The sequence below is a fragment of the Rhodopseudomonas palustris genome (assembly GCF_013415845.1).
In the GTDB taxonomy this organism is placed as follows: Bacteria; Pseudomonadota; Alphaproteobacteria; order Rhizobiales; family Xanthobacteraceae; genus Rhodopseudomonas; species Rhodopseudomonas palustris_F.
Map to the genome: position 1 here is coordinate 3796975 of NZ_CP058907.1, position 23901 is coordinate 3820875.

Sequence of the window (23901 nt, forward strand, 5' to 3'; positions counted from 1 at the left end):
CCTCTCCTAACCATCCTTCGCCGGCGCGGCCTTCAGCTCCGGGAAGTCCTCCTCGGAGAATGCGAGCCCGCGCAAGCTATCGGCCTGATCGTTGTCGTGCTCGATGCGGCGGAGCTGGACGCGGCGGATCTTGCCGGAGATCGTTTTCGGCAGCTCGCTGACGATCTCCAGCTTGCGGATCCGCTTGAAAGGCGCCAGCCGGCCCTGCATGTGCTTGAAGATCGACAGCGCGGTGTCGCGCGAGCGCACGGCATTTGCGGTGAGCAGCACATAGGCTTTCGGGATCGCCAGCTTGATCGGATCCGGGCTCGGCACCACCGCGGCTTCAGCTACGAGGTCGTGCTCCAGCAGCACACTCTCGAGTTCGAACGGCGAGATCCGGTAGTCCGAGGATTTGAACACGTCGTCGGTGCGGCCGACGAAAGTCAGATAGCCGTCCTCGTCGGCGAAGGCGACGTCGCCGGAGCGATACACCTCGCCGTCGGCGCCCGTGAGCTTGCCGCCCTCGCCCTGATAACCCTGCATCAGCCCGGCGGGGCGCGCTTCACCGAGCGCCAGCGTGATCTCGCCTTCCTTGGCGGGCTGACCGTCGGCATCGGTGATCTTGACCACGTAGCCCGGCAGCGGCCGCCCCATCGAGCCGATCTTCACCTTCTGGCCCGGTGAATTGCCGACCATCGCGGTGGTCTCGGTCTGGCCGTAGCCGTCGCGAATGGTAAGCCCCCACGCAGCTTTGACCTGATCGATCACTTCCGGATTGAGCGGCTCGCCGGCGCCGCAGACCTCTCGCAGGCTGACATGATAGTCCGCCAGCTTCTCCTGGATGAACATCCGCCACACCGTCGGCGGCGCGCACAGCGTGGTGACGCCGCAGCGGCCGATGGTGGCGAGCAGGCTCTTGGCATCGAACCGCGGCTGGTTGACGACGAACACCGTCGCGCCCGCGTTCCACGGCGCGAAGAAGCAGCTCCAGGCATGCTTGGCCCAGCCCGGCGAGGAGATGTTCAGGTGCACGTCACCGGGCTGCAGCCCAAGCCAGAACATCGTCGACAGCGCACCGACCGGGTAGCTACGCTGGCTGTGCCGCACCAGCTTCGGCTTCGCGGTGGTGCCGGAGGTGAAATACAGCAGCATCGGATCGTCGGCCTTCGTCGGGCCGTCCGGCGTGAACGCATCGGGTTGCTGTGCGGTCTCGGCGTAAGCGAGCCAGCCGTCCTGTGCGTCGCCGACGACGATGCGGAGCAGATCGTCGCCGCCGAGGCCGGCAAACTTGGCGACCTGATCCGGCGCCGCCACCACTGCTTTGGCGCGGCCGCGGTCGAGCCGGTCACGCAGCTCTTCCGGCGTCAGCAGCGTGGTCGCCGGGATGGTGACGAGACCGAGTTTGATCGCCGCAAGCATCGTCTCCCACAACGGCACGACGTTGCCGAGCAGCAGCAGCAGATGATCGCCTCGCTTCAGCCCCTTGGCGCGCAGATAGTTGGCGACCTGGTTGGAGCGCTTGGAGAGCTGCGCAAAGGTCGGCTTGACCTCGCTGCCGCTGGCGCCGTCGACGATCCACAGCGCCGCGCGGTCGCGGCTATCGGGACTAGCCGCGAGCTCGGCATCGAACCAGTCGAGCGCCCAGTTGAACGGCGCCGGATCGGGCCAGCGGAAGCCGGCGACGGCCTTGTCGTAGTCGGTGCGGTGTTGGAGCAGAAACGAACGGGCTTGCTGGAACGTGGTCATGAAGCACCTCGCTTACGAGGCGCGACCGCAACCACTTCCTCATCCGTCATGGCCGGACTTGATCCGGCCATCCATCATCCTTGCGAAAACGATGGATGCGCGGGTCGAGCCCGCGCATGACGGCTGGATCGGGGAGCGGTCGTGCCAGACATCAGACTGATTACTTCCGCCCCTGCTCGCGCAGGTAATTGATGATTCCGGAAAAATCCGTGCCGCCGTGGCCGGCTTGTTCGAACGCGGCGTAGATCTCGGCGGCGTGCTGGCCGAGCGGGGTCGAGGCACCGGCGGCCTTGGCGGCTTCCTGCGACAGCTTCAGGTCCTTCAACATCAGCGCCGCAGCGAAACCGGGCTTGTAGCTGTTGTTGGCGGGTGAAGCCGGCACCGGGCCGGGCACCGGGCAATAGCTGGTCAGCGACCAGCACTGTCCCGATGAGGTCGACGCGACATCGAACAGCGCCTGATGCGACAGGCCGAGCTTCTCGGCGAGCGTGAACGCCTCCGACACGCCGATCATCGAGATGCCGAGGATCATGTTGTTGCAGATCTTTGCCGCCTGGCCGGCGCCGGCGCCGCCGCAATGCACGATCTTCTTGCCCATCTGCTCGAGCACCGGCTTCGCCGCCGCGAACGCGGCCTCGCTGCCGCCGGCCATGAAGGTGAGCGTCGCGCCCTTGGCGCCGCCGGTGCCGCCGGAGACCGGCGCATCGACGGAAGCGATGTCGTGCTTGGCGGCGAGCGCGTGCGCCTGCACGGCGCTTTCGACGTCGATGGTCGAGCAATCGATGATCAGCGCGCCCTTGGCGGCGTGCGGCAGGATCTCGTTCCAGACCGCCAGCACGTGCTTGCCGGCCGGCAGCATGGTGACGATGACGCCGGCGCCCTTCACCGCGTCGATCGCGGTCGGCGCGATCGTGACGCCTTCGGCCTTCGCCGCCTCGCACGAGGCCGCCACCAGATCGAAACCGGCGACCTTACGGCCGGCCTTGGCGAGATTGCCCGCCATCGGCCCGCCCATATTGCCGAGACCGATGAATGCGATATCCGTCATGTCCCCTTCCTCCCCTTGACTGTCCCCGGTGCTTCAGCCCGGAAATTTCAGCTCGTCGTCGCCGCGATCTTCAAAGTAGCGCGCCACGATCTCCGGCGTCACCTCTGCGATCGTCGCAGGCCGCCATTTCGGCTGGCGGTCCTTGTCGATCACCGCGGCACGGACGCCCTCGACGAAATCGTCGCTGACGAACACTTGCAGTGCGGCGCGATATTCATGCACCAGACACTCTTCCAGCGACGCCCTGTGCCGCGCGGCGCGCAGCAGCTTCAGCGTCACTTTGAGGCTGGTCGGTGATTTGATCCGCAGCGTCTTCAGCGCGGCTTGCGCGAACTCCGACGCATCGCTCTCCAGCGCGGCGACGATCTGTTCGATCGTATCGTGCCCGAACCAGCGGTCGATGTCGGCCTGATGCAGTTCGGCGGGGCCTTGGGCCGGTTGTTCCGCAAAGCGCGCGATGATGCCGCTGACCTGCTCGGCGGACGCGCCGCTCGGTGCCTCGGTGAGCGCCTGACGCAGCGCCGCCCAGTTCGCGGTCGGCACATAGGCATCGGCGAATTGCGCGTGGATCGCGTCGGCGCCGTTCATGATGTCGCCGGTGAGTCCGAAATACGTGCCGATCTCGCCGGGCGAGCGAGTCAGCAGCCAGGTGCCGCCGACATCGGGGAAAAAGCCGATGCCGACTTCCGGCATTGCGATCTTGGTCTTGTCGGTGACGATGCGGTGGCTGCCGTGGCCGGCGATGCCGACGCCGCCGCCCATCACCAAGCCGTCCATGAACGCCACATAGGGTTTCGGATACTTCGCGATTCGAGCGTTGGTGATGTATTCCTCGCGCCAGAACACCTTGCCGAGATCGCCGCCTTCGCGCGCGCTGTTGTAGAGGCCGACGATGTCCCCGCCGGCGCACAGCCCGCGCTCACCGGCGCCCTCGACCAGGATCAGAGCGACGTCCGGATCGGCAGCGAATGTGTCGAGCGCCCGATCGAGCTCGCGCGCCATCTCCAGCGTCAGCGCGTTGATCGCCTTCGGCCGGTTGAGACGGATCACACCGGCGGCGCCTTCGCGCCGGACGATCAGATCGGGTTCGGTCACGGCACCATTCATCGATTGGCCTCGAGCAGCTTGCGCGACACGATCAGCCGCATGATTTCGTTGGTGCCTTCGAGGATCTGGTGCACGCGCAGATCGCGCACGATCTTCTCGACGCCGTATTCGGCCAGATAGCCGTAGCCGCCGTGCAGTTGCAGCGCCTCGTTGGCGACGCCAAAGCCGGCATCGGTGGCGAAGCGCTTGGCCATTGCGCACAGCTTGGTGGCATCGGCGTCCTTGCGGTCGAGCGCCGCGGCGGCGCGCCACAGCAAGGTGCGTGCGGCCTCCAATTCGGTCGCCATGTCGGCGAGCCGGAATTGCAGCGCCTGGAATTCGTCGAGCCGCTTCCCGAACGCCTTGCGCTCTTTCATGTAGCCGAGCGTCTTATCCAGCGCCGCCTGGGCACCACCGAGCGAGCAGGCGCCGATGTTGAGCCGGCCGCCGTCGAGCCCGGCCATCGCGATCTTGAAACCGATGCCTTCGTCGCCGAGCCGGTTGGCGACCGGCACCCGCGCGTTCTCGAAAATGACGGTGCGGGTCGGCTGCGCGTTCCAGCCCATCTTGCGCTCATTGGCACCGAACGAGAGGCCCGGCGTGTCCTTCTCGACCACCAGCGTCGAGATGCCGCCGGGACCGTCGCTGCCGGTGCGCACCATCACGACATAGAGGTCGTTGGCGCCGGCGCCGGAGATGAACTGCTTTTGGCCGTTGAGGATATAGTGATCGCCGTCGCGCACCGCGCGGGTGCGCAGCGCCGCGGCATCCGAGCCGGAGCCCGGCTCGGTCAGGCAGTAGCTGGCGACCTGCTCCATGCTGCACAGCTTCGGCAGCCAGCGCTGACGCTGCGCATCGGAGCCGTAGCTGTCGATCATCCACGCCGCCATGTTGTGGATCGAGATGAAGGCCGACACCGACGGACAGCCGGTCGCCAGCGCTTCGAAGATCAGCGCCGCGTCGAAGCGAGTCATCGCGCTGCCGCCGACGTCATCGCGAATGTAGATGCCGCCGATGCCCAACGCCGCCGCTTCCCGGATCACATCCAGCGGCAGGTGCTTGTCTTCATCCCATTGCAGCGCGTGCGGCGCGATCTTCTCGGCCGCGAAGTCGCGCGCCATGTCACGAATGGCGCGCTGATCTTCGTTGAGGGAAAACTGATCAATGGCTGTCAAGGCATGTCCATCTTGGCGAGGTCATGAATGGTCAGCGTCGGAATCTGTCGAGCCATCCTGGTCAATCGGGTGTCGGCCGTGACCAGCGGGAAGCCCAGATCGAGCGCCGCTTGCAGATAGATGCAATCATAAACAGGATGGTCGAGTTTGATCGCAAGCGCGAGAACTTTGCCCACATCGGCATCGGCAACGATCTGATCGAAAAATCCGGGAAGCTGACGCATTCGGCTGATCGCGTCGTCCGGCTGCAGCAACCCGAGCCTGCATTTCTTCCAGAGAACGTTAGCCGCCTCGTCGAAGACAAATCGCGGCGCCAGCAGGTCGGCATCGGAATCGAGCAGCGCGTGGGCGCGCTCGCTGTCCTCCTCGGTGACGAGCCACTTCACCGCCATGCTGGCGTCGACGAGATAGGCCAATTCACATCAGCCCTTCGCGTCGTTCCTCGGCGGTCAGCGACGGCTGAACGTCCGGATACTCGGACAGGAAGCGTCGTGACAGCGCCGCCCGCTCTGCTCGCGAGAACGGGCGGTGGCTCTCGAGGAGGTCGCGCAACTCTTCCTCGAGCGAGCGACCGTGAAGCCGCGCCCGCTCCCGGTAGATGGCAATCGTCTCCTCTGCGACATCAGGAATGACTACTTCCGCCATCGTTCCCTCCATCATGCTGACGGCATGACCATCCTCTCCGAAACCTACCTTACTTCATCAGCGGGATCGAAAACTCCGCGCCCTCCTTCACGCCCGACGGCCAGCGCGAGGTGACGGTCTTGGTCTTGGTGTAGAACCGGATCGAGTCCGGGCCGTGCTGGTTGAGGTCGCCGAAACCGGACTTCTTCCAGCCGCCGAAGGTGTAGTAGGCGATCGGCACCGGGATCGGCACGTTGATGCCGACCATGCCGACATTGACCTTGGCGGCGAAGTCGCGGGCGGCGTCACCGTCGCGGGTGAAGATCGCGACGCCGTTGCCGTAGTCGTGGTCGGACGGCAGCGACAGCGCTTCGGCATAATCATGGGCGCGGACGACGCTCAGGACGGGGCCGAAGATCTCTTCCTTGTAGATCCGCATGTCCTTGGTGACGTTGTCGAACAGACAGCCGCCCATGTAGAAGCCGTTCTCGTAGCCCTGCATCTTGAAGCCGCGGCCGTCGACCGCGAGCGTCGCGCCTTCCTTGACGCCGATATCGACGTAGTTCTTGACGCGCTCCAGCGCTTCCTTGGTAACCAGCGGGCCGTAATCGGCGGTCGGATCGGTCGACGGACCGATCTTCAGCGCCTCGACGCGCGGGATCAGCTTGCTCATCAGCGCGTCCGCGGTGGCCTTGCCGACCGGCACCGCGACCGAAATCGCCATGCAGCGCTCACCGGCCGAGCCGTAGCCGGCGCCGATCAGCGCGTCGACGGTCTGGTCGATATCGGCATCCGGCATGATGATGGCGTGGTTCTTGGCACCGCCGAAGCATTGCGCCCGCTTGCCGGTCTGCGCCGCACGCTCATAGATGTACTGCGCGATCGGCGAGGAGCCGACGAAGCCGACCGCCTTGATGTCCGGATCGTCGAGGATGGCGTCGACCGCTTCCTTGTCGCCGTTGACGACGTTGAGGATGCCCGGCGGCAGACCGGCTTCGAGCATCAGCGCCGCCAGCGCCATCGGCACGCCGGGATCGCGCTCGGACGGCTTCAGGATGAAGGCGTTGCCGCAGGCGATCGCCGGGGCGAACTTCCACATCGGGATCATCGCCGGGAAGTTGAACGGGGTGATCCCGGCGACGACGCCGAGCGGCTGGCGCATCGAATAGATGTCGATGCCGGGGCCGGCGCCCTCGGTGTATTCGCCCTTCATCAGATGCGGAATGCCGCAGGCGAATTCGGCGACTTCGAGGCCGCGCTGAATGTCACCCTTGGCGTCGGGGATGGTCTTGCCGTGTTCGCGCGCGAGCAGCTCGGCGAGCTTGTCGTAATCGCGCTGCACCAATTCGAGGAACTTCATCAGCACGCGGGCGCGGCGCTGCGGATTGGTGGCGCCCCATTCCGGCTGCGCGGCCTTGGCGTTTTCAACCGCTGCGCGGAGCTCGGCTTTGGTGGCGAGGGCAACTTTGGCCTTCACCTCGCCGGTCATCGGCTCGAACACGTCGGCGAAACGCCCCGACTTGCCCTCGACCTCTTTGCCGCCGATGAAATGCCCGACCGTGCGCATGGACTTCCTCCTGAAAGGCTGTGTTCTCATCCCCTTGAACAGAATTTTTTCAGGTTTGGGAAGGCCCAGGACGCGCGACACCTGTGCCGAAATGCGCAAGCGGCTGCGCTGCGGCATGCGGCCACCGTCGGCCGCAGCGGAGGCGATTGCAAGCAGGTTTCAGTCTTGCACGGCCGACCGTGCCGCGGCCTTGGCTGCGGTCCTTTTCGGCTTGGCCGTGATCACCCGCGTCGGCTTTTTCGACCCAGAGGCACCGGCCTCGCCCAGCGCGGCTTCGCGGCCGGCGGCGAGGATCTCGTCGGACAATTCGCCGCTGCCGGCGATCCGCGCCAGCACCAGCGTTCCCATCATCGTCGCCAGCGTCGCCATCGCCTGCTTGCGGGCGGTCTTCGGCGGAGCGTCGACATATTGCGCCGCGATCATCGCGATCATCGCGTCGAGCTTGGCGGCGAACGCCTTGCGGGTCTTCGGGCTTTCACGCGCAATCTCTGCACCGAGCGCCGGCACCGCGCAGCCGCGGCCGGGATCATCGCGGTGGCTTGCGCTGAGATAGCCGTCGATCAGCGCAGCCAGCCGCTGCTCCGGCGGCAGTTCCTCCGCCAGCTTGCGCCAGCGCTCGGTCGAGCGGTCCATCGCGTAGCTGAACGCCTCGATCACCAGCGCCTCGCGCGAGGCGAAATGCGCGTAAAACCCGCCGTGGGTGAGGCCCGCATCCTTCATCAGATCGGCGACGCCGATGCCGTGGGCGCCCTTTTCGCGCAGCTTCACCGACGCCCGCCGGACGATGCGGTCGTGGGTTTCCTGCTTGTGTTCCTTCGAATAGCGCATCGGCGGTCCATGCCATGTTCAGGATCATATTATGACACCGAACGCGGGCGTTTGCCTCAAGTTTCGGTTGACCTCAGAATTCGTGCGGATGTGGCGCCGCAGCAGGCGCGGCGCCCAGCATCGCGAAAGTTGCAGTGGCGTGCACCGCCAGCTTGCCGGCGCCGTCATAGACGAAGCCCTCGGTGTAGCTCGACTGCCGGCCGAGTTTCACCACGCGCCCCTCGGCTACGATCGTGCCGGAGCGCACCGACAGCGGCCGCAGATAGCTGAGCTTCAGATCCATCGTCACCGAGCCCTGCCCGGCCTGCTGCTGCGTCGAGATCGCGCAGCCCATTGCGGTGTCGAGCAGCGCGGCTGCGATCGCGCCGTGGAGCAGGCCCGCGGTGTTCTCCAGGCTCTGGTCGGGATCGAGCTGCATCACGATCCGGCCGCGATGCACTTCGGCCATCTTGAAGCCGATCAGCCGCGCGAGCGGCGGCGGCGGCAGCCGGCCGTCACGGATCGCCTGCATTACTTCCAGGCCGGACATCGCCATCGCGGCGCGGGCGACCGGCCCCGGTTCCTGCCAATCGACGGTGCGGCTGCGGCGCTGCGCGGGCGCGAACAAGCCTGCGAGATCGGGCGGCGCAGCGGCATCGAGCATCGTCATCGGCGGGCTCCTGTTTTTATATGATGCTACTCATATTATAAATTCCAGGTCGCGACAAGCGCGCCGGCTGGATGCTTGACAGCCCCCCAGCATTACCGGGCATGATGCCGCGCCTGCCCCGCCCTCGCTGACGAGATCCACCATGCAGATGCTCAACACCCATTGCGGCGTCGACCGCGATTCCCGCGGCGTCGCGCGCCTCACCATCTGCAACGCTGGCAAACTCAACATCCTGAACACCGCGGTGATCACCGATGTGCGCGATGGGCTGCAGCAACTCGCAGCAGATCAGAGCCTGCGCGTGCTCATCATCGCGGGACAGAGCGAACGCAGCATGATCGGCGGCGCCGATATCAACGAGATGGCGACGCTCGATCAGAGTTCCGCCGAGCGCTTCATCACCGGGCTTGCGGAGCTGTGCGAGGCGGTGCGCGCCGTGCCCTATCCGGTGATCGCGCGAATTCCCGGCTGGTGCCTCGGCGGCGGCCTGGAATTCGCCGCCGCCTGCGATTTCCGTGTCGCCACGCACGACGCCAAATTCGGCATGCCCGAGGTGCGGGTCGGGATTCCGTCGGTGATCCACGCCGCCCTGCTGCCGCGGCTGATCGGCTGGTCGCGGGCGCGCTTCCTGGTGATGGCCGCCGAAAACATCGACGCCGACACCGCGCTTGCCTGGGGCCTGATCGACAAGATCGCGCCGCCGGGCGAGCTCGATGCGGCGGTCGAGCATCTGGTCGACTCCCTGCTCGCCGGCGCGCCGCAGGCAATGCGGGCGCAGAAGGCGCTGATGGCGGCGTGGGAAGACATGCCGCTACCGCAGGCGGTTGCGCATTCGGTCAAAGTGTTCGGCCAGTCGTATCTGACCGGCGAGCCGCAGGCCCTGATGGCGGATTTCATCAACCGCAAACGCTGACCGCCGTTCACGCGATCTTGGGCGATCTTCGAGTTGCGTCGCCGCCGGTAATTTATATGATGGACATCATTTTCAATAGCCGGTCCGCATCCTGCGCCGGCGCGCTCGCCGACAGGACCGCCGCATGATCTCCGACGCCCTCGCCGCCGCGCTGGCCCGACGCAACATCCATTACGGGTGGGTGATGGTCGGCGTCACCTTCCTCACCGCGCTGGTCAATGCCGGCGCGGTCGGCGCCCCCGGCGTCTTCATCGTGCCGCTGCAGCAGGAATTCGGCTGGAGCACCGCGGATATTTCGTCCGCACTGTCGATCCGCTTCGTGCTGTTCGGGCTGATGGCGCCGTTCGCCGCTGCGCTGATGAACCGGTTCGGTCTGCGGCAGGTGACGCTGACTGCGCTTGTGGTGGTCTCGATCGGACTGATCGCGTCGCTGGCAATGACATCGCTGTGGCAGCTGATGCTGCTGTGGGGCGTCGTGGTTGGCGTCGGCACCGGCCTCACCGCGCTGGTGCTCGGCGCCACGGTGGCGACGCGCTGGTTCGTCGCCCGCCGCGGCTTGGTGATCGGCATGATGACCGCGAGCGTCGCCACCGGCCAGCTCGTGTTCCTGCCAATCCTCGCCTCGCTCACCGAGCGCTACGGCTGGCGGATCGCGATGGCTTACGTCTGCGCGCTGATCGGCGTCGCCGCAATCGCGGTGCTGATCGCGATGCGCAACCGGCCGAGCGACGTCGGGCTGCGGCCCTATGGCGACACCAGCACCGAGCCGGTGCCGCTGTCGGCCCAGGCTGTGCCGGGCTCGATCGCAGCGGCCGCACTCGGCGCGCTCCGCGACGCGGCCAAGACGCGGGTGTTCTGGGTGCTGTTCGGCACCTTCTTCATCTGCGGCGCGTCGACCAACGGCCTGGTGCAGGTTCACCTGATCCCGCTCTGCGCCGACTTCAACATCCCGCAGGTGCAGGCCGCGGGCCTGCTCGCAGCGATGGGCGTGTTCGATTTCATCGGCACCATCCTGTCGGGCTGGCTGGCCGACCGCTACGACAATCGCTGGCTGCTGTTCTGGTACTACGGCCTGCGCGGCCTCAGCCTGCTGGCGCTGCCGTTCACCGACTTTTCGTTCTACGGCCTGTCGCTGTTCGCGGTGTTCTACGGACTCGACTGGGTCGCCACCGTGCCGCCGACAGTGCGGCTGACGGCGCAGAAGTTCGGCCCCGAGCGCGCCAATCTGGTGTTCGGCTGGATCTTCGCCGGCCATCAGCTCGGCGCCGCCACCGCCGCGTTCGGCGCCGGCCTGTCGCGCGACCTGCTGGCGAGCTACCTGCCGGCCTTCTTCATCGCCGGCGCCCTGTGCGTGATCGCCGCCGCCGCGGCGCTGACGATCAGCAAGGCTGCCAAGCCGGCGGCGGCCTGAGGACGCAGCCCGCTTCATCTCTCCGCGCTGCGGGGAGAGGTTCGAAGACTACGGCCGCATCCGCATCCCGGTCGCGACACCGGGCTTGCGCAGCGGTTCGGCCAGGCGGGCGAATTCGCACAGCAGAGAACGCGTCTTGCGCGGATCGATGATCTCCTCGACCCAGAACTTCTCGGCCGAGCGGAACGGCGAGCGCAGCTTGTTCAGCCGCTCCTCGATCTCGCGCATCTTGGCGTCGCGATCCTCCGCCGCGTCGAGGTCGGCGCGGTAGGCCGCTTCGATGCCGCCTTCGAGCGGCAGCGAGCCCCAATACGCCGACGGCCACGCGTAGCGCATCGAGAACCGGTTCGCCGGCTGATGCACCACGCCGGCAACACCGAAGGCGTTGCGGACGATGATCGTGCACCACGGCACGGTCGACTGGTTGACCGCCGTCATCGCGCGGACGCCATGGCGGATCGTCGCCGACTTCTCCGCCTCCAGTCCGATCATGAAGCCGGGGCAGTCCATCAGATACACCACCGGCAGATGGAAGGTCTCGGCGAGGTCGACGAAGCGAATGACCTTCTGGCAGGTGTCGGAGGTCCACGACCCGCCGTAGTGATAGGGATCGCCGGCCAGCAGCGCCACCGCCCGCCCGTCGAGCCGCGCGAGACCGGTGATGATCGAACGACCGAACGCCGAGCCGATTTCGAAGAATGACCCCTGATCGACCACCGACTCGATGATCGGCCGCATCTTGTAAACTTGGCGGCGATTGCGCGGCACCGCCTTCAGCAGCTTCTCGTCGGAACGCTCCGGATCGTCGTCGCACGCAAGCGTCGGCGGCAGTTCGTGCACCGACGACGGCAAGTAAGACAGGAAGCGCCGCGCACAGGCGAACGCTTCTTCCTCGGTGTCGACCGCATGATCGATCGCGCCGGCGCGGGTCTGAATGTCGGCGCCGCCGAGCTCTTGTTTGGTGAGATCCTGGCCTAGCCGCGCCACCACCGGCGGTCCGGCGACGAACATCGCCGAATTGCGGGTCATGATCGAATAGTGGCTGGCGGCGAGCCGCGCCGCACCGAGACCCGCGACCGAGCCGAGCCCGAGACCGACCACCGGCACCTGCGCAAGGTTCGCCGTCGTGTACCAGTACCAGCGGGTGCCATCGACGCCGCCGGGCAGATTGGCGGCGCCTTTGCTCTCGATCGTCCTCACCGACCCGCCGCCGCCCGATCCTTCGATCACGCGGATGATCGGCAGCCGATAGTCGTGCGCCATCTCCTCCGCCATCTGCGGCTTGGCGTGGATCGACGCATCGGCCGAGCCGCCGCGGACGGTGAAATCGTCACCGACCACCACCACGGTGCGGCCATCGATCTTCGCCCGGCCGAACACGCAGTTCGCCGGGGTCAGATTGATCAGTTCGCCATTGGCGTCATATTCGCCGAGACCGGCGACGGCGCCGATCTCGTGGAAACTGCCGGCGTCGCTCAGCCGATCGATGCGCTCACGGACCGTGAGCCGGCCCTGGTCATGCTGGCGCTTGACCTTGTCGATGCCGCCCATCTGCTGCGCGAAGTTCTCGCGCCGGGCCAGCTCGTCGAGCTCCGGCTTCCAACTCATTCATTCCCTCCGGCCTGATCGTCTTCTTGTTATTGTTTCCGGCCGGACGCACCGCGACCAGGCCGCCATCCGCATTCTGCACCAGCGGTTCGATCGTCCCGGCGAGCTTGAGCAGCATCGGCGCGACTTCATCATGCAGCCGCTGCTCGTCGTACATCGCGGCCAGCACGCCGATCGTCACCATCACATAGGTCTGGTACTGCGGCGACCAGATCGGCACGGCGATGCCGTTGATGTGCGGGCTGAACAGACCGCACGACACCACGTAGCCGCGCTCGCGCAGCATCGCGCGATCGGCCTCGATCCGCTCGCTCAGCAGCGCCGCATCGGCCGGCGCTTCGCGCTGGATCTCCGCCACCAGCGCGGCCGCGACGTTGTCGTCGAGCGAGGCCGCGTAGGCGTGACCGGCCGCGGTGCGGCTGATCGAGATGCGGCTGCCGGTGGTCGAATGCAGGCCGAGCGCGTGCGCCGCGCGGGCAAATTCGAGATAGACCAGATGGAAGCGGTCCGGGATCAGGAAACCGATGGTGCCGGGAATCTGGTCGGCGACCTCCTGCAGGCGCGAGCGGATCAGATTGCGCAGCTGAAGGCCGCGGGTCATCGACGTGCTCATCGCGACCGCTGAGGGGCCGATGCGATACTTCTGGTCGCGCGGCAGATACACCAATTGGCCCATACGGGTCAGGGTGTGGGTGAGGCGCGACACCGTCGAGCGCGGCAAGCCGCAGCGGTTGGAGATTTCGAGATTACCGAGCCGGACGTCGTGGCCTTCGAAGCAGCGCAGCACGTCGAACGCGCGCGACACCACCTGAATCACATCGCCATCACCGGCCACATCCCCCTGCCTGCAGAGTCGTTCTGAGCGTCGTCCCATGTCTTTTTATCCTGCGTGGTTATGATGCCCGATGCACCGGGAGTGCCCAACTTCCCGACCCGGCACATCTTACGTTCTTGGTTTCTTGTTACGTCTTCTAGTTTCGCTAGGCGGAATATAATTCCGCTTGAAGACAAAGCTACATCAGGCAAATTGCGCCGACAACATCGCTTGACGCCGCGCAAGGCCCCACGCGCAACCACTCAGCGCAAGATTTTTGCCTTCAGCCGCAGCAGCGGAACCCGGCGCCGCCAACAACAAACAACGGAGGAACACCGATGGCCGAGATCAAGATCGTCACCGAAGTCGCGGGCCGTGTCTGCGCGCTGCCGCTGTCGATCGGCGACGGCGTCGGTGAAGGCGACGACATCGTCTTTGTTGAAGCGATGAAAATGGAGATCCCCGTCGCCTCCCCGGCTGACGGAACCTTGAAGTCGCTGCACGTCGCACTCGACGATGTCGTTGCCGAAGGCCAACTCGTCGCGGTGATCGAAAGCTAGCTGCCGCGCACAAACGTCACGCAACGTACCAACATCGTCGCTCGCCGGGACGTAATGTCGCATCATCCGGCGGCGATGTCGTGTGCAGACGACGCCGACACTGCGTTGCCATCACCCAACTGCAGTGACATGCTCGCCCGATAACAAAGCAATCCGCAAAGCGGATGCGTTCGGGAGAGAAACATGACGGGACGTTTCGGTCCGCTCGCGGCGCTCGCCGTGGGCTGCGCGCTGATCACTACAACCGCTGCGCGTGCCGACGACATCAAGCTACCAACCACGATGGCATTCACTGCGTACGACACCGGCACCGCCGGTTTCAACATCGCGGTCGCGGTCGGCAAGATGATGAAGGACAAGCACGGCACCGACGTTCGCGTGCTGCCTGCCGGCAACGACGTCGCCCGCCTCGCCCCGCTCCGCAACGGCCGCGCCCAACTCGCCTGGATGGGATCTGGCACTTACTTCGCGCAGGAGGGCGTGTTCGAGTTCGGCGCCAAGGAATGGGGCCCGCAGCCGCTGCAGATCACGCTCAGCGTCGTCGACTGCAACGGCTCCTCGCTCGGCGTCGCCGCCGACATCGGCGTCAAGGAGGTCAAGGATCTGCGCGGCAAGCGCGTCGGCTTCGTGGTCGGCTCGCCGGCGCTCAACCAGAATGCGCTCGGCATCATGGCCTATGGCGGCCTGACCAAGGACGACGTCAAGATCGTCGAGTTCGCCAGCTACGGCGCGATGTGGAAGGGGCTGGTCAACAACGATGTCGACGCCGCATTTGGCACCACCATCACCGGTCCGGCACGAGAGGCCGAGAACTCGCCGCGCGGCCTGATCTGGCCGCCGATGCCGCATGCCGACAAGGCAGCGTGGGAACGCGTCAAGAAGGTCGCGCCGTTCTTCAATCCGGCGATGTCGAGCTGCGGCGCCGCGCACCAGCCCGGCAAGCCGATCGAGCTGTCGAACTACCCCTACCCGATCGCCACCGTGTACGCGACGCAGTCCGCCGATCAGGTGTACTCGATCACCAAGGCGATGATCGTCGATTACGACGCCTACAAGGACAACGCGCCCGGCGCCACCGGCCTCGCGGTGAAAACCCAGACCATGAAATGGGTGGTGCCGTTCCATCCCGGCGCCGTCAAGGCGCTGAAAGAAGCCGGCCAGTGGACCGCCGAGGATCAGACTCACAATGACGGGCTGATCAAGCGGCAGGAGGTGCTGGCCGCGGCGTGGAAGCAGTACGCAGCCGCGGCGCCGTCCGGTGATCAGGAATTCCGCGATGGCTGGATGACGGCGCGCGCCGCAGCGCTGAAGCGGGCGAACTTGCCGAACGGGTTCGAGCAGTAACGCATCGTCACGTCGGGGGACATTACCATGCGCGCTGCTGAATCCGCCGCCCGCCCGACCAAACGGATTGTGCTCGACGATCCGCATTCGGTCGACAACATGCAGGAAGCCGAGGTCACGCGGGTGCGAAGCCTGCAGGGCTTCTGGCGCTGGGCACTGGTGGCCGCCGCTGCGGCCACCATTCTGCTGTGCATCAACCAGCAATTCTCGCTGCGATTCTTCATCGGCTACACCCAGCTCAACACGGAGTACTTCTACCTCCTGATCGCGCTGATGCTGCCGTTCACCTTCCTGATCTTCCCGGGCACATCGACGGCGCGGCTGGATCGTATCCCACTGTACGACGTCGCACTATTCGTGCTGACGATCGGCGCGGCGCTGGTGCTGATGAGCACCATCCGCAAGGCGGCGGAGGCCGGATGGGAATTCGGCGGAGCGCCGACCCACGTCTTCATCGCCGGCCTGGTGATGTGGGCGCTGCTGATGGAGGCGCTGCGCCGCACCGGCGGCTGGAGCCTGCTGCTCTGCATCTTCCCGTTCACCGTGTATCCGCTGTTCGCCGGCGCGCGCTGGCTCGGCCCGCTCGGCGGCTCGCAATCGACGCTGGAACAGGCGACCGCCTATCACGTGCTGTCCGGCGAGAGCCTGCTCGGGATTCCGATCCAGGCCTTCGCCGACACCGTGATCGGCTTTCTGGTGTTCGGCACCGCGCTGATGCTGACCGGCGCCGGAAAGTTCTTCATCAACCTGTCGTTCTCGATCTGCGGCACGTTCCGCGGCGGCGCCGCCAAGGTCTGCATCTTCGCTTCGGCCTTGCTCGGCATGATGTCCGGCTCAATCATCTCCAACGTGCTGACGGCCGGGACCATGACCATCCCGGTGATGAAGAAGAGCGGCTTCCGCGCCTCCTACGCGGCAGCGATCGAGGCCTGCGCCTCGACCGGGGCGGTGCTGGCGCCGCCGGTGATGGGCGCCACCGCCTTCGTCATCGCGCAGTTCCTCAACGTCTCCTACGCCGAGGTGGCACTGGCGGCGATCGTGCCGGCGGCGCTGTATTACATCGGCCTGTTCATGCAGGTCGACGCTTACGCGGCGCGGCACGGGCTGGAAGGCATTCCGCGCTCGGAACTGCCGAGCCTGTGGCAGACGCTGAAGGAAGGCTGGTACTACGCCTTCGTCATCGCGCTGCTCGTGGTCATGCTGCTGTACTTCAAGCGCGAGAGCCACGCGCCGTTCTACGCCACCGCGCTGCTGCTGGTGCTCAACCAGATCTTCTCCAAGGAGACCCGCTGGACCCTCGGCAGCATCGTCCGCTTCCTGGAAGTCAACGGCCGCACCTTCGTCGAACTGATCGGCATCCTGGCCGGCTGCGGCCTGCTGATCGGCGCATTCTCGATGACGGGCGTGATCTCCAGCCTCGCAGCCGATCTGTTGCGGCTGGCCGGTGACAATGCCTTCCTGCTGCTGGCGATGTGCGCGATCACCAGCCTGATCCTCGGCCTCGGCCTCACCACCACCGCCTGTTACATCTTCCTGGCGATCCTGGTGGCGCCGGCGCTGGAGAAGCTCGGGCTGAACCGGATGGCGGTGCACATGTTCATCTTCTATTGGGGCATGCTGTCGTCGATCACGCCACCGGTCGCGATCGCTTCCTTCGCCGCGGCCGGCATCGCCGGATCTCCGGCAATGAAGACCGGGTGGGAGTCGATGTGGGTGGGCAGCATCATCTACTTCATCCCGTTCTTCTTCGTGATGAACCCGGCGCTGGTGCTGCAGGGCCCGGACCCGTATCTCGCAGCGCTTGGCCTGCTGACGCTGGCGGCGGCGGGCACGCTGTGCATCTGCGGCGGCATCCAGGGCTATCAGGTCGGCATCGGCAATCTGCGCCGCGCCGGCGCGCTGGAATGGCCGCTGCGCGTCGCGCTGGTGATCGGCGGCTTCGTGCTGGCGACGCCGGGCGGCGGCATCAATCCGCTGTCGCAGGTGCAAGTCACCTCGCTTGGGCTGTGCCTGCTGGTCCCAACCCTGGCGATCGCGTTGCTTCTGGTCCGCCGGGGCGACGGCGGCCAGCGTTTGGCGCGTCCCGTCGTGTAACACTCCCCGCTGCGGCGCCGGTATCAGCACCGGCGCCGCAGCGGCATCTCGGTTGATTTCCCTAGACACACCACCCGCATTGGTTGAGCATCCTGGCGTTTCAAACCAAGGAGCTTTGCAATGCAACGTGTATTGGAAGTCACTTCGGTTGAGCTCAGCCTGGTCAAGACCAAGCCTCCGCAAATTCACATCGTCACGCACGGCACAGTGCCGACCTCTGGATGGAAGCAGCCGCGGCTGTCACCGTGGTTCTACATCCGGCCACCGGACGACGGCATTCAGGACTTCGATTTCGTCGCCGATGCACCAACCGGGGTCGTGCTGCCGGTGATCACGCCGATCGTCGGCGAGGCGACGATCCCGCGCGATCCCGCCGATTATTGGGGCCCGGGCAAGGCGCTCCGCGGCGTCCGCATCCACGCCCGCAGCAGCACCCGGGAAGCGACCTTCGGCGACGCCGAAGAACTCGCACAGGCGATCTCACTGTTTCGCGGCGACGATGATCCGATCCCGTGGCTGATCTTCACCGCGACATCATCGGAATGCGACCTGACCGGCAAACTGCTCCGCGTCTATCACACCGGCGACGTGCTGACTCGCGACTACCGGACCGACCGCGGCAATGTCGAGCTCGATCCCACCACCCAGCGCGTCGTCCGGGTGTGGTGCGGCTGACGATCCGCGACGTCCGAGCGCGGCGGGCGCTGAATGGCCCGCCGCTTTCTGATGATCAGCCCGGCAGCTTCTCGAACATCGGCACCAATTGGCCGGTGAAGGTGGTGAACCCGGCGCGGACGCGATCGCCGATCACCAGATCATTGGCGCCATGCGCCATCATTCGGAATCCTTCGGTGCAATCGACCAGCACAATCTTGAACGGCACATGCGCACGCGCCTCGGCGGTGGCGGCGCGATGCACCAGGGTCTCGGCGCAGACCACGCCCTCACCGCTCGCGACCGTTGTGGTCAGGTCCTCGCTGCCGCAGGCCGCGCAGAACTCCCGGCGGAAATACTGCACCGCGCCGCAGCCGCCGCAGCGCTGATACGAGATCGCCCGCTCTCCGCAGGTCCAATCGGTGACCGCTGTTTCGCTCATCGCACCCGCTCCAGGATCATGCTGACATGCGACGACAGCACGCCGCCATCGCCGTGCAGCAGCGCCAGCGACGCATCACGCACCTGACGGTCGCCGGCCCGGCCGGTCATCTGCAGATGCGTCTCGACCAGATGCGCCATCGCGCCGCCGACGCCGCAATGGCCGTAGGATAATAGGCCGCCGTGGGTGTTCAGCGGCAGCGCGCCGGTTCGCGAGAAGTAGCCGTCCCGCGCCCGCGCCGCCGCCTCGCCTCGGCCTGCAAGCCCGAGGTCTTCGAGCAGCATCAGCAGCGTGATGGTGAAGCTGTCGTACACGGCAGCATACTTCACGTCGGCAATTCCGACGCCGCTTGCCGCCCAGGCTCGCGCGATCGACAGCTCCGCTCCGGACGGCCCATCCGCCGGCATCGCGGTGACGTGCTGATGGGTGTGGGCCTGACCGCAGCCTCGCACCTTGATACGATGTTCGGTGGTCGGTTCGCGGCTGATCACCAGCGCGGCGCCGCCATCGGACACCGGGCAGCAATCGAGCAGCTTCAGAGGCGAGGCGATCGGCTTCGACGCCATCACCTCGGCGACGCTGATCGGCTCGTGAAACTGCGCGCCGGGATGGGTGATCGCGTGGCTGCGCATCAGCACCGCGAACTCGGCGAGGTCTTCCTCGGTGACGCCGTGGTCGTGCATGTAGCGCGATGCGACCAGGCCGTAATAGGCCGGGATGGTCGGCCCCAGCGGAACCTCGTAGATCGGGTGACCAACCTGCGCCAGCGCTTGCACCGAGGCGTCGCGGCTCTGCCCGGTCAGCCGGTTCTCGCCGCCCACCACCAGGATGTTCTTGGCCGCCCCACTCTCGACCAGCTGATGCGCCAGCATCGCCATCGCCATGCCGGTGGCGCCGCCGACCTGCACCGCGTGGCAATAGCTCGGCCGGATGCCGAAATGCTCGGCGAACACCGTCGCCAGCATGATGTGCGGCATCGTGGTCGAATAGCCGCACAGCAGCCCATCGATGTCGCCGCGCTTCAGCCCCGCATCCGCAATCGCCGCCTCTGCCGCCTCCCGCATCAGGCTGAGCGTGGTCGAACCATCGATCTTGCCGAACCGGGTGAGGCCGACGCCAGTGATGTAGCTCATGGTCGCCGCCTGCCTGTTACAAACCCCATCGCGTTCGTCATTCCGGGGCGCGCCTCTTGGCGCGAGCCCGGAATCCATACTCGCCGACGGTGGTTATGGATTCCGGGCTCGCCGCTTCGCGGCGCCCCGGAATGACGAACGAGAGACTTTCGGAAAATTCGCACCGAACGCGTTACTTTCTTCAGCTCGCTTCCGGCAACCTGACGGCCCCACATTCCGCCAGCGCCGCGATCTCACCGTCGCCATAACCCGCCTCGCGCAGCACCTCGGCACCGTGCTCGCCGAGCCGCGGCGCAAAGCGCTGGCGCTCGACCTTGGTGTCCGACCAGGTCGCCGAGACCTTCATGTCGCGGATCGTGCCTTCGGTCGGATGCTGGACGACGGGGAAGAAATCCGTCGCGACCAGATGCGGGTCATGCAGGATGCTTTCGAGATCGTGCATCCGCATCGCCGGCACGTCGGCTTCGTCGAGCAGCGTCACCCACTCCTCCGTGGTCCTCGTCAGGAAGATCCGCGCCAGCTCGGCATAGACCACGTCGATGTTCACCGCGCGCCGGGCGAAGCTGGTGTAGCGGTCGTCGGCGAGCAGATCGTCGCGGCCAACCGCGGTGAGGAAGCTGATCCACTGCTTGTCGTTATAGACCATCGCGCAGATGTAGCCGTCCGCAGTCTGATACGGCCGGCGGTCCGGCGACAGATGCCGCGCGTAACCACCGCGATCGAGCGGCGGCTCATAGGTGAGGCCGCCCATGTGATCGCCCATCACGAAGCTCGCCATGGTTTCGAACATCGGGATGTCGAGCCGCTGGCCCTTGCCGGTGCGATCCCGATGCACCAGCGAGGCGCAGATCGCGCCGACCGCGGTGAGCCCGACGATACGATCGACCAGTGCATTCGGCACGTAGCGCGGCGTGCCGTCACCGACCCGCGCATTCAGCGCCGGCAAAGCGGTGGCGCCCTGGATCAGATCGTCGTAAGCGGGCTTGGCCGCATACGGCCCATCCTGGCCGAAGCCGAACACGCCGGCATAGATCAGGCGCGGATTGAGCGGCACGACATCGTCATAGCCAAGCCGCAGCCGCGCCATCGCCTGCGGGCGAACATTATAGACCAGCACGTCGGCGCGCGCGATCAGCCGCAGCGCGGCGGCGCGGCCGGCGTCGTGCTTGAGGTCGAGGCAGATGCTGCGCTTGTTGCGGTTGGCGTTGAGAAACACCGGCCCCATGCCGAGATGCCGCGCCGGGCCGATCTGCCTCGTGACGTCGCCGTCCGGAGATTCGATCTTGATGACGTCCGCGCCGTAGTCGCCGAGCATCTGGGTGGCGTAAGGGCCCATCAGCACCGACGTCATGTCGACGATTGTCGTGCCCGCCAGTGGCCCCATCGCGGCGCTTCGCATCCCTGGTTCGCGGCACTCATGATCGGCACCGTCATGGCGATGTAACGGGACCGGCTCGCCGAGATCAAGCCAGCGTCCGGCATAGCGCCATGCGGGGCAAACTCCGCGGTGCGGAAGGTTTTGACGGCCCTCATTGACCGACAGGCCGGCCAGCCGTTGACTTCGCGCACTTTGGGGCGGAGACGAGCGGCAATGACCACCCATCATGAGACCTACACCGCGCCGCCGTTCGGCCCGGCGCTGATGTTGAACGCCTTCGCGCCATCGCGCGGCTGGAATCCGAAAGACGGCTTCCCGGATTTCAGCTTCATCTGGCGCGGCTATCAGATCGGTCCTGCTGCGCTGGCGACCTTGCAGCGCGCTGCGGGCCGCGACGATGCGGCGACGGCAGACCGCCTGATACTGCTGGCGCCGCATGTCACCGGTTTCCGGCTGACGATGGCGCTGCTGATGTGTCGGGACTGGCCGCTGCCGATCTGGCGCGCGCTGCAGCTCCGCAACCGGCTGATCCGCAGCGGCGATATCAAGCTCGACGCTGCGTCCGACCTGATCGTGCGGGCGATAGGGTGGCGGGTGCACGACAAGGGCATCGAGCTCGACGTTCTGGCGCAACTGATCCAGGGCGGAGATTGCCCGTGGCAGAGCATCACCACGTTCTACTATCGCGGCCGCTTCGACGGGCCGGCGAGCCACGGCGCCGATGATGGCGCGCCGATGGCCTCGCCCCCGATCGATCCGTCGCTGCCGCCACTCACGCAATGGACCGTCGATGGCGGCGAGCGGCTGCGCTGGGCCGCGCTGACCGGCGACTACAATCCGCTGCACCTCGTCGATATCTACGCCCGCGCCACCGGCTTTGCCGCCGCCTCGGCCCACCCGCAGCGCATCGCGGCGCAATGCCTCGGGCACCTCGCGCCGACACCGGAACAGCCGACGCAGCTCGATCTGTGGCTGAAAGGCCCGGTGTATTTCGGCCGGAGCGCATCGCTGCGCGAGGCTTCGAACGACGACGGCACTACCTTCGGGCTCTGGATCGACGGCGACGATCGTCCGGCGATGGTGGGGGTGATGCGCTAGGCGGCGACCGCATCGTTGATGTCGCACCAACCCGGTGGCTCGCGATGACGGCGGAGGGTTGCCTCCAGCATCTTGCGACCTTGGCATTCTCGGACCTATCAGTTCGTCATGCCCGGTCTTGTGCCGGGCATCCACGCCTTTGAATTCGCGATGGCCCGAAGGCGTGGATGGCCGGGACGAGCCCGGCCATGACGAGGAGAATCAGAAGTTGTTGCCGAATTACTTCACGATCTTCCGCAGCTCCGTCTTCAGCACCTTGCCGTAATTATTCTTCGGCAGCGCGTCGAGATAGACGTAGCGCTTGGGGCGCTTGAAGCGGGCGATGGTGGCGAGGCAGTGGGCATCGAGCGTGGCGTCGTCAGCCGCGGCGCCGTCGGTGAGCACAACGCAGGCGACGACGTTCTCACCCCATTCCGGATCGGCGACACCGATCGCCGACACTTCGCGCACAGCCGGATGCGTCAGCAGCGCCTCCTCGACCTCGCGCGGATAGATATTGGTGCCGCCGGAGATGATGACGTCCTTGGAGCGGTCCGACAGCGTCAGGAAGCCATCTTCATCCAGGCGCCCGACATCGCCGGTGCGCAGCCAGCCGTCCTTCAGCGTCTCGGCATTGGCCTGCGGATTGTTCCAATAGCCGAGCATCACGGTTAAGCCCTTGACCTCGATCTCGCCGGTCTCGCCCGCCGGCAGCACCTCTCCGTCCGCACCGGTGATCCGCACCGATACCACGCTCTGCGCGGTGCCGACCGAGGCGAGCCGCTGCAGATAGCGCGGATGATCGACGTCGGCATGCAGCGCTCGCTTCAGCGAGGTGATCGTCATCGGCGATTCACCCTGGCCGTAGATCTGCACGAAACGCTGGCCCATCACGCTCAGCGCCTCGCGAATGTCGGCGAGATACATCGGGCCGCCGCCATAGACGATGGTGCGGAGCCCCTCGCCGGTTTCGCCGCGACGCTTGGCGGCTTCGACCAGCCGCTTGATCATGGTCGGCGCCGCGAACATCGCGACGTTGCCGAGCTGCTTGCCGAGGCTGAGCACCTCGTCCGGATCGAACCCGCCGGACTCCGGTACGACATGCCTCGCGCCGAACCGGACGTGGATCATGTTGTAGAGCCCGGCGCCGTGCGAGATCGGCGCCGCATACAGCGCCGCATCCTCGGGCGTCACCGCGTCGACATCGGCCAGATAGCTCAGCGACATCGCTACGAGATTGCCGTGGCTGAGCATCACCCCCTTGGGCCGGCCGGTGGTGCCGGAGGTGTAGAACAGCCAGGCGAGATCGTCATCGTCGCGCGCGACCGGCGCCTTGCTACCCGCGCCACTACGCGCGCGATCGAAGCCGTCGCTGTCGATCGCCAGCACCGCGAGGCCGGGCGGCAGATCGCATGAGGCTTCGTTGAAGGTGTCGGCGGTGTCGTCGCAGATCAGCGCGAGCCTGGCCTCCGCATTGCTGCAGATCCAGGCGACCTCCTTGCCGTGCAACTTGGCGTTGATCGGGATCGCGACCGCGCCAGCCCACCAGATGCCGTACAGCGCTTCGAGATAGCGCGTGCAATTATGCGCGAACAAAGCAACCCGGTCGCCGGGCGCGATGCCGTAATCGCGCGCCAGCGCCCCGCCGAACGATGCCGCGCGCGACGCGAACGTCGCATAGTCGGCATCGACCGTGGTGCCCGTCAGCAGCGCCGGAGCGCCCGGCCGCAGCCGGGCACTCGCAGCAAGCCATTCCGCCAGATTCATC

General features: G+C 66.2%; 22 protein-coding genes. 7 read left to right on the forward strand and 15 right to left on the reverse strand.

The window, feature by feature from the left end:
• Window positions 1-6 precede the first annotated feature (6 nt).
• The 9 genes from HZF03_RS17360 to HZF03_RS17400 all read right to left on the reverse strand — a co-directional run bounded on the left by HZF03_RS17360 (window position 7) and on the right by HZF03_RS17400 (window position 8705).
• On the reverse strand, window positions 7-1728 hold the full coding sequence (locus HZF03_RS17360; protein ID WP_119017216.1) for an AMP-binding protein: 1722 nt from the start codon (window positions 1726-1728) through the stop codon (window positions 7-9).
• A gap of 160 nt (window positions 1729-1888) precedes the next feature.
• Window positions 1889-2776 carry a 3-hydroxyisobutyrate dehydrogenase gene (gene mmsB / locus HZF03_RS17365; protein WP_104512052.1) on the reverse strand — a complete coding sequence of 296 codons (888 nt, stop codon included), beginning with the start codon at window positions 2774-2776 and terminating at the stop codon, window positions 1889-1891.
• A 33-nt stretch (window positions 2777-2809) separates the two neighbouring features.
• A complete protein-coding gene (locus HZF03_RS17370) occupies window positions 2810-3883 on the reverse strand; it encodes an enoyl-CoA hydratase/isomerase family protein (protein WP_119017217.1) in 1074 nt (357 codons plus the stop codon).
• Window positions 3880-5037 (reverse strand): isobutyryl-CoA dehydrogenase, encoded by a 1158-nt coding sequence (locus tag HZF03_RS17375; RefSeq protein WP_119017218.1) that lies wholly within the window; start codon window positions 5035-5037, stop codon window positions 3880-3882. The genes HZF03_RS17370 and HZF03_RS17375 overlap by 4 nt, the downstream gene beginning before the upstream one ends.
• The gene (locus HZF03_RS17380; protein ID WP_119017219.1) at window positions 5034-5453 is read right to left on the reverse strand and encodes a type II toxin-antitoxin system VapC family toxin; all 420 of its coding nucleotides are present in this window, start codon (window positions 5451-5453) and stop codon (window positions 5034-5036) included. The genes HZF03_RS17375 and HZF03_RS17380 overlap by 4 nt, the downstream gene beginning before the upstream one ends.
• Window position 5454: 1 nt before the next feature.
• A complete protein-coding gene (locus HZF03_RS17385) occupies window positions 5455-5682 on the reverse strand; it encodes a FitA-like ribbon-helix-helix domain-containing protein (protein WP_042441641.1) in 228 nt (75 codons plus the stop codon).
• 49 nt (window positions 5683-5731) lie between these two features.
• Window positions 5732-7228: a CoA-acylating methylmalonate-semialdehyde dehydrogenase gene (locus HZF03_RS17390; RefSeq protein ID WP_011158992.1), complete on the reverse strand. Its 1497-nt coding sequence runs from the start codon at window positions 7226-7228 to the stop codon at window positions 5732-5734.
• Window positions 7229-7387: 159 nt separating this feature from the next.
• A complete protein-coding gene (locus HZF03_RS17395) occupies window positions 7388-8056 on the reverse strand; it encodes a TetR/AcrR family transcriptional regulator (protein WP_119017220.1) in 669 nt (222 codons plus the stop codon).
• 73 nt (window positions 8057-8129) lie between these two features.
• A complete protein-coding gene (locus tag HZF03_RS17400) occupies window positions 8130-8705 on the reverse strand; it encodes a PaaI family thioesterase (RefSeq protein WP_119017221.1) in 576 nt (191 codons plus the stop codon).
• A gap of 142 nt (window positions 8706-8847) precedes the next feature.
• Here HZF03_RS17400 and HZF03_RS17405 point away from each other — a divergent pair, with 142 nt between their 5' ends.
• Window positions 8848-9618 carry an enoyl-CoA hydratase gene (locus HZF03_RS17405; protein ID WP_119017222.1) on the forward strand — a complete coding sequence of 257 codons (771 nt, stop codon included), beginning with the start codon at window positions 8848-8850 and terminating at the stop codon, window positions 9616-9618.
• 124 nt (window positions 9619-9742) lie between these two features.
• Complete coding sequence (locus HZF03_RS17410; protein WP_119017223.1) at window positions 9743-11029, forward strand: MFS transporter; 1287 nt, start codon at window positions 9743-9745, stop codon at window positions 11027-11029.
• A gap of 48 nt (window positions 11030-11077) precedes the next feature.
• Here HZF03_RS17410 and HZF03_RS17415 read toward each other — a convergent pair whose 3' ends face one another.
• Entirely contained in the window at window positions 11078-12637 is a 1560-nt protein-coding gene (locus HZF03_RS17415; protein ID WP_119017224.1) for an acyl-CoA carboxylase subunit beta, read from the reverse strand.
• The gene (locus HZF03_RS17420; protein WP_042441194.1) at window positions 12546-13511 is read right to left on the reverse strand and encodes an IclR family transcriptional regulator; all 966 of its coding nucleotides are present in this window, start codon (window positions 13509-13511) and stop codon (window positions 12546-12548) included. The genes HZF03_RS17415 and HZF03_RS17420 overlap by 92 nt, the downstream gene beginning before the upstream one ends.
• A gap of 278 nt (window positions 13512-13789) precedes the next feature.
• On the opposite strand from HZF03_RS17420, the gene HZF03_RS17425 reads away from it, so the two are divergent.
• The 4 genes from HZF03_RS17425 (at window position 13790) to HZF03_RS17440 (ending at window position 18124) form a co-directional block, all read left to right on the forward strand.
• Window positions 13790-14011, forward strand: coding sequence for an acyl-CoA carboxylase biotin carboxyl carrier protein subunit (locus HZF03_RS17425; protein WP_011158998.1), 222 nt, complete (start codon window positions 13790-13792; stop codon window positions 14009-14011).
• A gap of 183 nt (window positions 14012-14194) precedes the next feature.
• Window positions 14195-15355 (forward strand): TAXI family TRAP transporter solute-binding subunit, encoded by a 1161-nt coding sequence (locus tag HZF03_RS17430; RefSeq protein WP_119017225.1) that lies wholly within the window; start codon window positions 14195-14197, stop codon window positions 15353-15355.
• Window positions 15356-15382: 27 nt separating this feature from the next.
• On the forward strand, window positions 15383-17449 hold the full coding sequence (locus tag HZF03_RS17435; protein ID WP_119017226.1) for a TRAP transporter permease: 2067 nt from the start codon (window positions 15383-15385) through the stop codon (window positions 17447-17449).
• Between the two features lie 120 nt (window positions 17450-17569).
• Window positions 17570-18124, forward strand: a complete 555-nt coding sequence (locus HZF03_RS17440; RefSeq protein ID WP_011159001.1) for a hypothetical protein — start codon at window positions 17570-17572, stop codon at window positions 18122-18124.
• 55 nt (window positions 18125-18179) lie between these two features.
• Here the strand turns inward: HZF03_RS17440 and HZF03_RS17445 are convergent, their stop codons facing one another.
• The 3 genes from HZF03_RS17445 to HZF03_RS17455 all read right to left on the reverse strand — a co-directional run bounded on the left by HZF03_RS17445 (window position 18180) and on the right by HZF03_RS17455 (window position 21062).
• Entirely contained in the window at window positions 18180-18545 is a 366-nt protein-coding gene (locus HZF03_RS17445) for a Zn-ribbon domain-containing OB-fold protein (RefSeq protein WP_119017227.1), read from the reverse strand.
• Window positions 18542-19678, reverse strand: coding sequence for a thiolase family protein (locus HZF03_RS17450; RefSeq protein WP_119017228.1), 1137 nt, complete (start codon window positions 19676-19678; stop codon window positions 18542-18544). The genes HZF03_RS17445 and HZF03_RS17450 overlap by 4 nt, the downstream gene beginning before the upstream one ends.
• Window positions 19679-19859: 181 nt before the next feature.
• Window positions 19860-21062, reverse strand: coding sequence for a CaiB/BaiF CoA transferase family protein (locus tag HZF03_RS17455; RefSeq protein ID WP_119017229.1), 1203 nt, complete (start codon window positions 21060-21062; stop codon window positions 19860-19862).
• Between the two features lie 207 nt (window positions 21063-21269).
• Between HZF03_RS17455 and HZF03_RS17460 the strand changes: the two genes are divergently transcribed.
• Window positions 21270-22154: a hotdog fold domain-containing protein gene (locus tag HZF03_RS17460; RefSeq protein ID WP_119017230.1), complete on the forward strand. Its 885-nt coding sequence runs from the start codon at window positions 21270-21272 to the stop codon at window positions 22152-22154.
• A 219-nt stretch (window positions 22155-22373) separates the two neighbouring features.
• Here the strand turns inward: HZF03_RS17460 and HZF03_RS17465 are convergent, their stop codons facing one another.
• Window positions 22374-23900 (reverse strand): AMP-binding protein, encoded by a 1527-nt coding sequence (locus tag HZF03_RS17465; RefSeq protein ID WP_119017231.1) that lies wholly within the window; start codon window positions 23898-23900, stop codon window positions 22374-22376.
• Window position 23901: the final 1 nt, after the last annotated feature.

Coding starts and splice junctions, on each gene's coding strand:
- HZF03_RS17455 (WP_119017229.1), bottom strand. CDS start 21,062: ATGGGGCCACTGGCGGGCACGACAATCGTCGACATGACGTCGGTGCTG.
- HZF03_RS17440 (WP_011159001.1), top strand. CDS start 17,570: ATGCAACGTGTATTGGAAGTCACTTCGGTTGAGCTCAGCCTGGTCAAG.
- HZF03_RS17420 (WP_042441194.1), bottom strand. CDS start 13,511: ATGGGACGACGCTCAGAACGACTCTGCAGGCAGGGGGATGTGGCCGGT.
- HZF03_RS17445 (WP_119017227.1), bottom strand. CDS start 18,545: ATGAGCGAAACAGCGGTCACCGATTGGACCTGCGGAGAGCGGGCGATC.
- HZF03_RS17415 (WP_119017224.1), bottom strand. CDS start 12,637: ATGAGTTGGAAGCCGGAGCTCGACGAGCTGGCCCGGCGCGAGAACTTC.
- HZF03_RS17465 (WP_119017231.1), bottom strand. CDS start 23,900: ATGAATCTGGCGGAATGGCTTGCTGCGAGTGCCCGGCTGCGGCCGGGC.
- HZF03_RS17410 (WP_119017223.1), top strand. CDS start 9,743: ATGATCTCCGACGCCCTCGCCGCCGCGCTGGCCCGACGCAACATCCAT.
- HZF03_RS17390 (WP_011158992.1), bottom strand. CDS start 7,228: ATGCGCACGGTCGGGCATTTCATCGGCGGCAAAGAGGTCGAGGGCAAG.
- HZF03_RS17360 (WP_119017216.1), bottom strand. CDS start 1,728: ATGACCACGTTCCAGCAAGCCCGTTCGTTTCTGCTCCAACACCGCACC.
- HZF03_RS17425 (WP_011158998.1), top strand. CDS start 13,790: ATGGCCGAGATCAAGATCGTCACCGAAGTCGCGGGCCGTGTCTGCGCG.
- HZF03_RS17435 (WP_119017226.1), top strand. CDS start 15,383: ATGCGCGCTGCTGAATCCGCCGCCCGCCCGACCAAACGGATTGTGCTC.
- HZF03_RS17385 (WP_042441641.1), bottom strand. CDS start 5,682: ATGGCGGAAGTAGTCATTCCTGATGTCGCAGAGGAGACGATTGCCATC.
- HZF03_RS17460 (WP_119017230.1), top strand. CDS start 21,270: ATGACCACCCATCATGAGACCTACACCGCGCCGCCGTTCGGCCCGGCG.
- HZF03_RS17450 (WP_119017228.1), bottom strand. CDS start 19,678: ATGAGCTACATCACTGGCGTCGGCCTCACCCGGTTCGGCAAGATCGAT.
- HZF03_RS17370 (WP_119017217.1), bottom strand. CDS start 3,883: ATGAATGGTGCCGTGACCGAACCCGATCTGATCGTCCGGCGCGAAGGC.
- HZF03_RS17430 (WP_119017225.1), top strand. CDS start 14,195: ATGACGGGACGTTTCGGTCCGCTCGCGGCGCTCGCCGTGGGCTGCGCG.
- HZF03_RS17395 (WP_119017220.1), bottom strand. CDS start 8,056: ATGCGCTATTCGAAGGAACACAAGCAGGAAACCCACGACCGCATCGTC.
- mmsB (WP_104512052.1), bottom strand. CDS start 2,776: ATGACGGATATCGCATTCATCGGTCTCGGCAATATGGGCGGGCCGATG.
- HZF03_RS17405 (WP_119017222.1), top strand. CDS start 8,848: ATGCAGATGCTCAACACCCATTGCGGCGTCGACCGCGATTCCCGCGGC.
- HZF03_RS17400 (WP_119017221.1), bottom strand. CDS start 8,705: ATGACGATGCTCGATGCCGCTGCGCCGCCCGATCTCGCAGGCTTGTTC.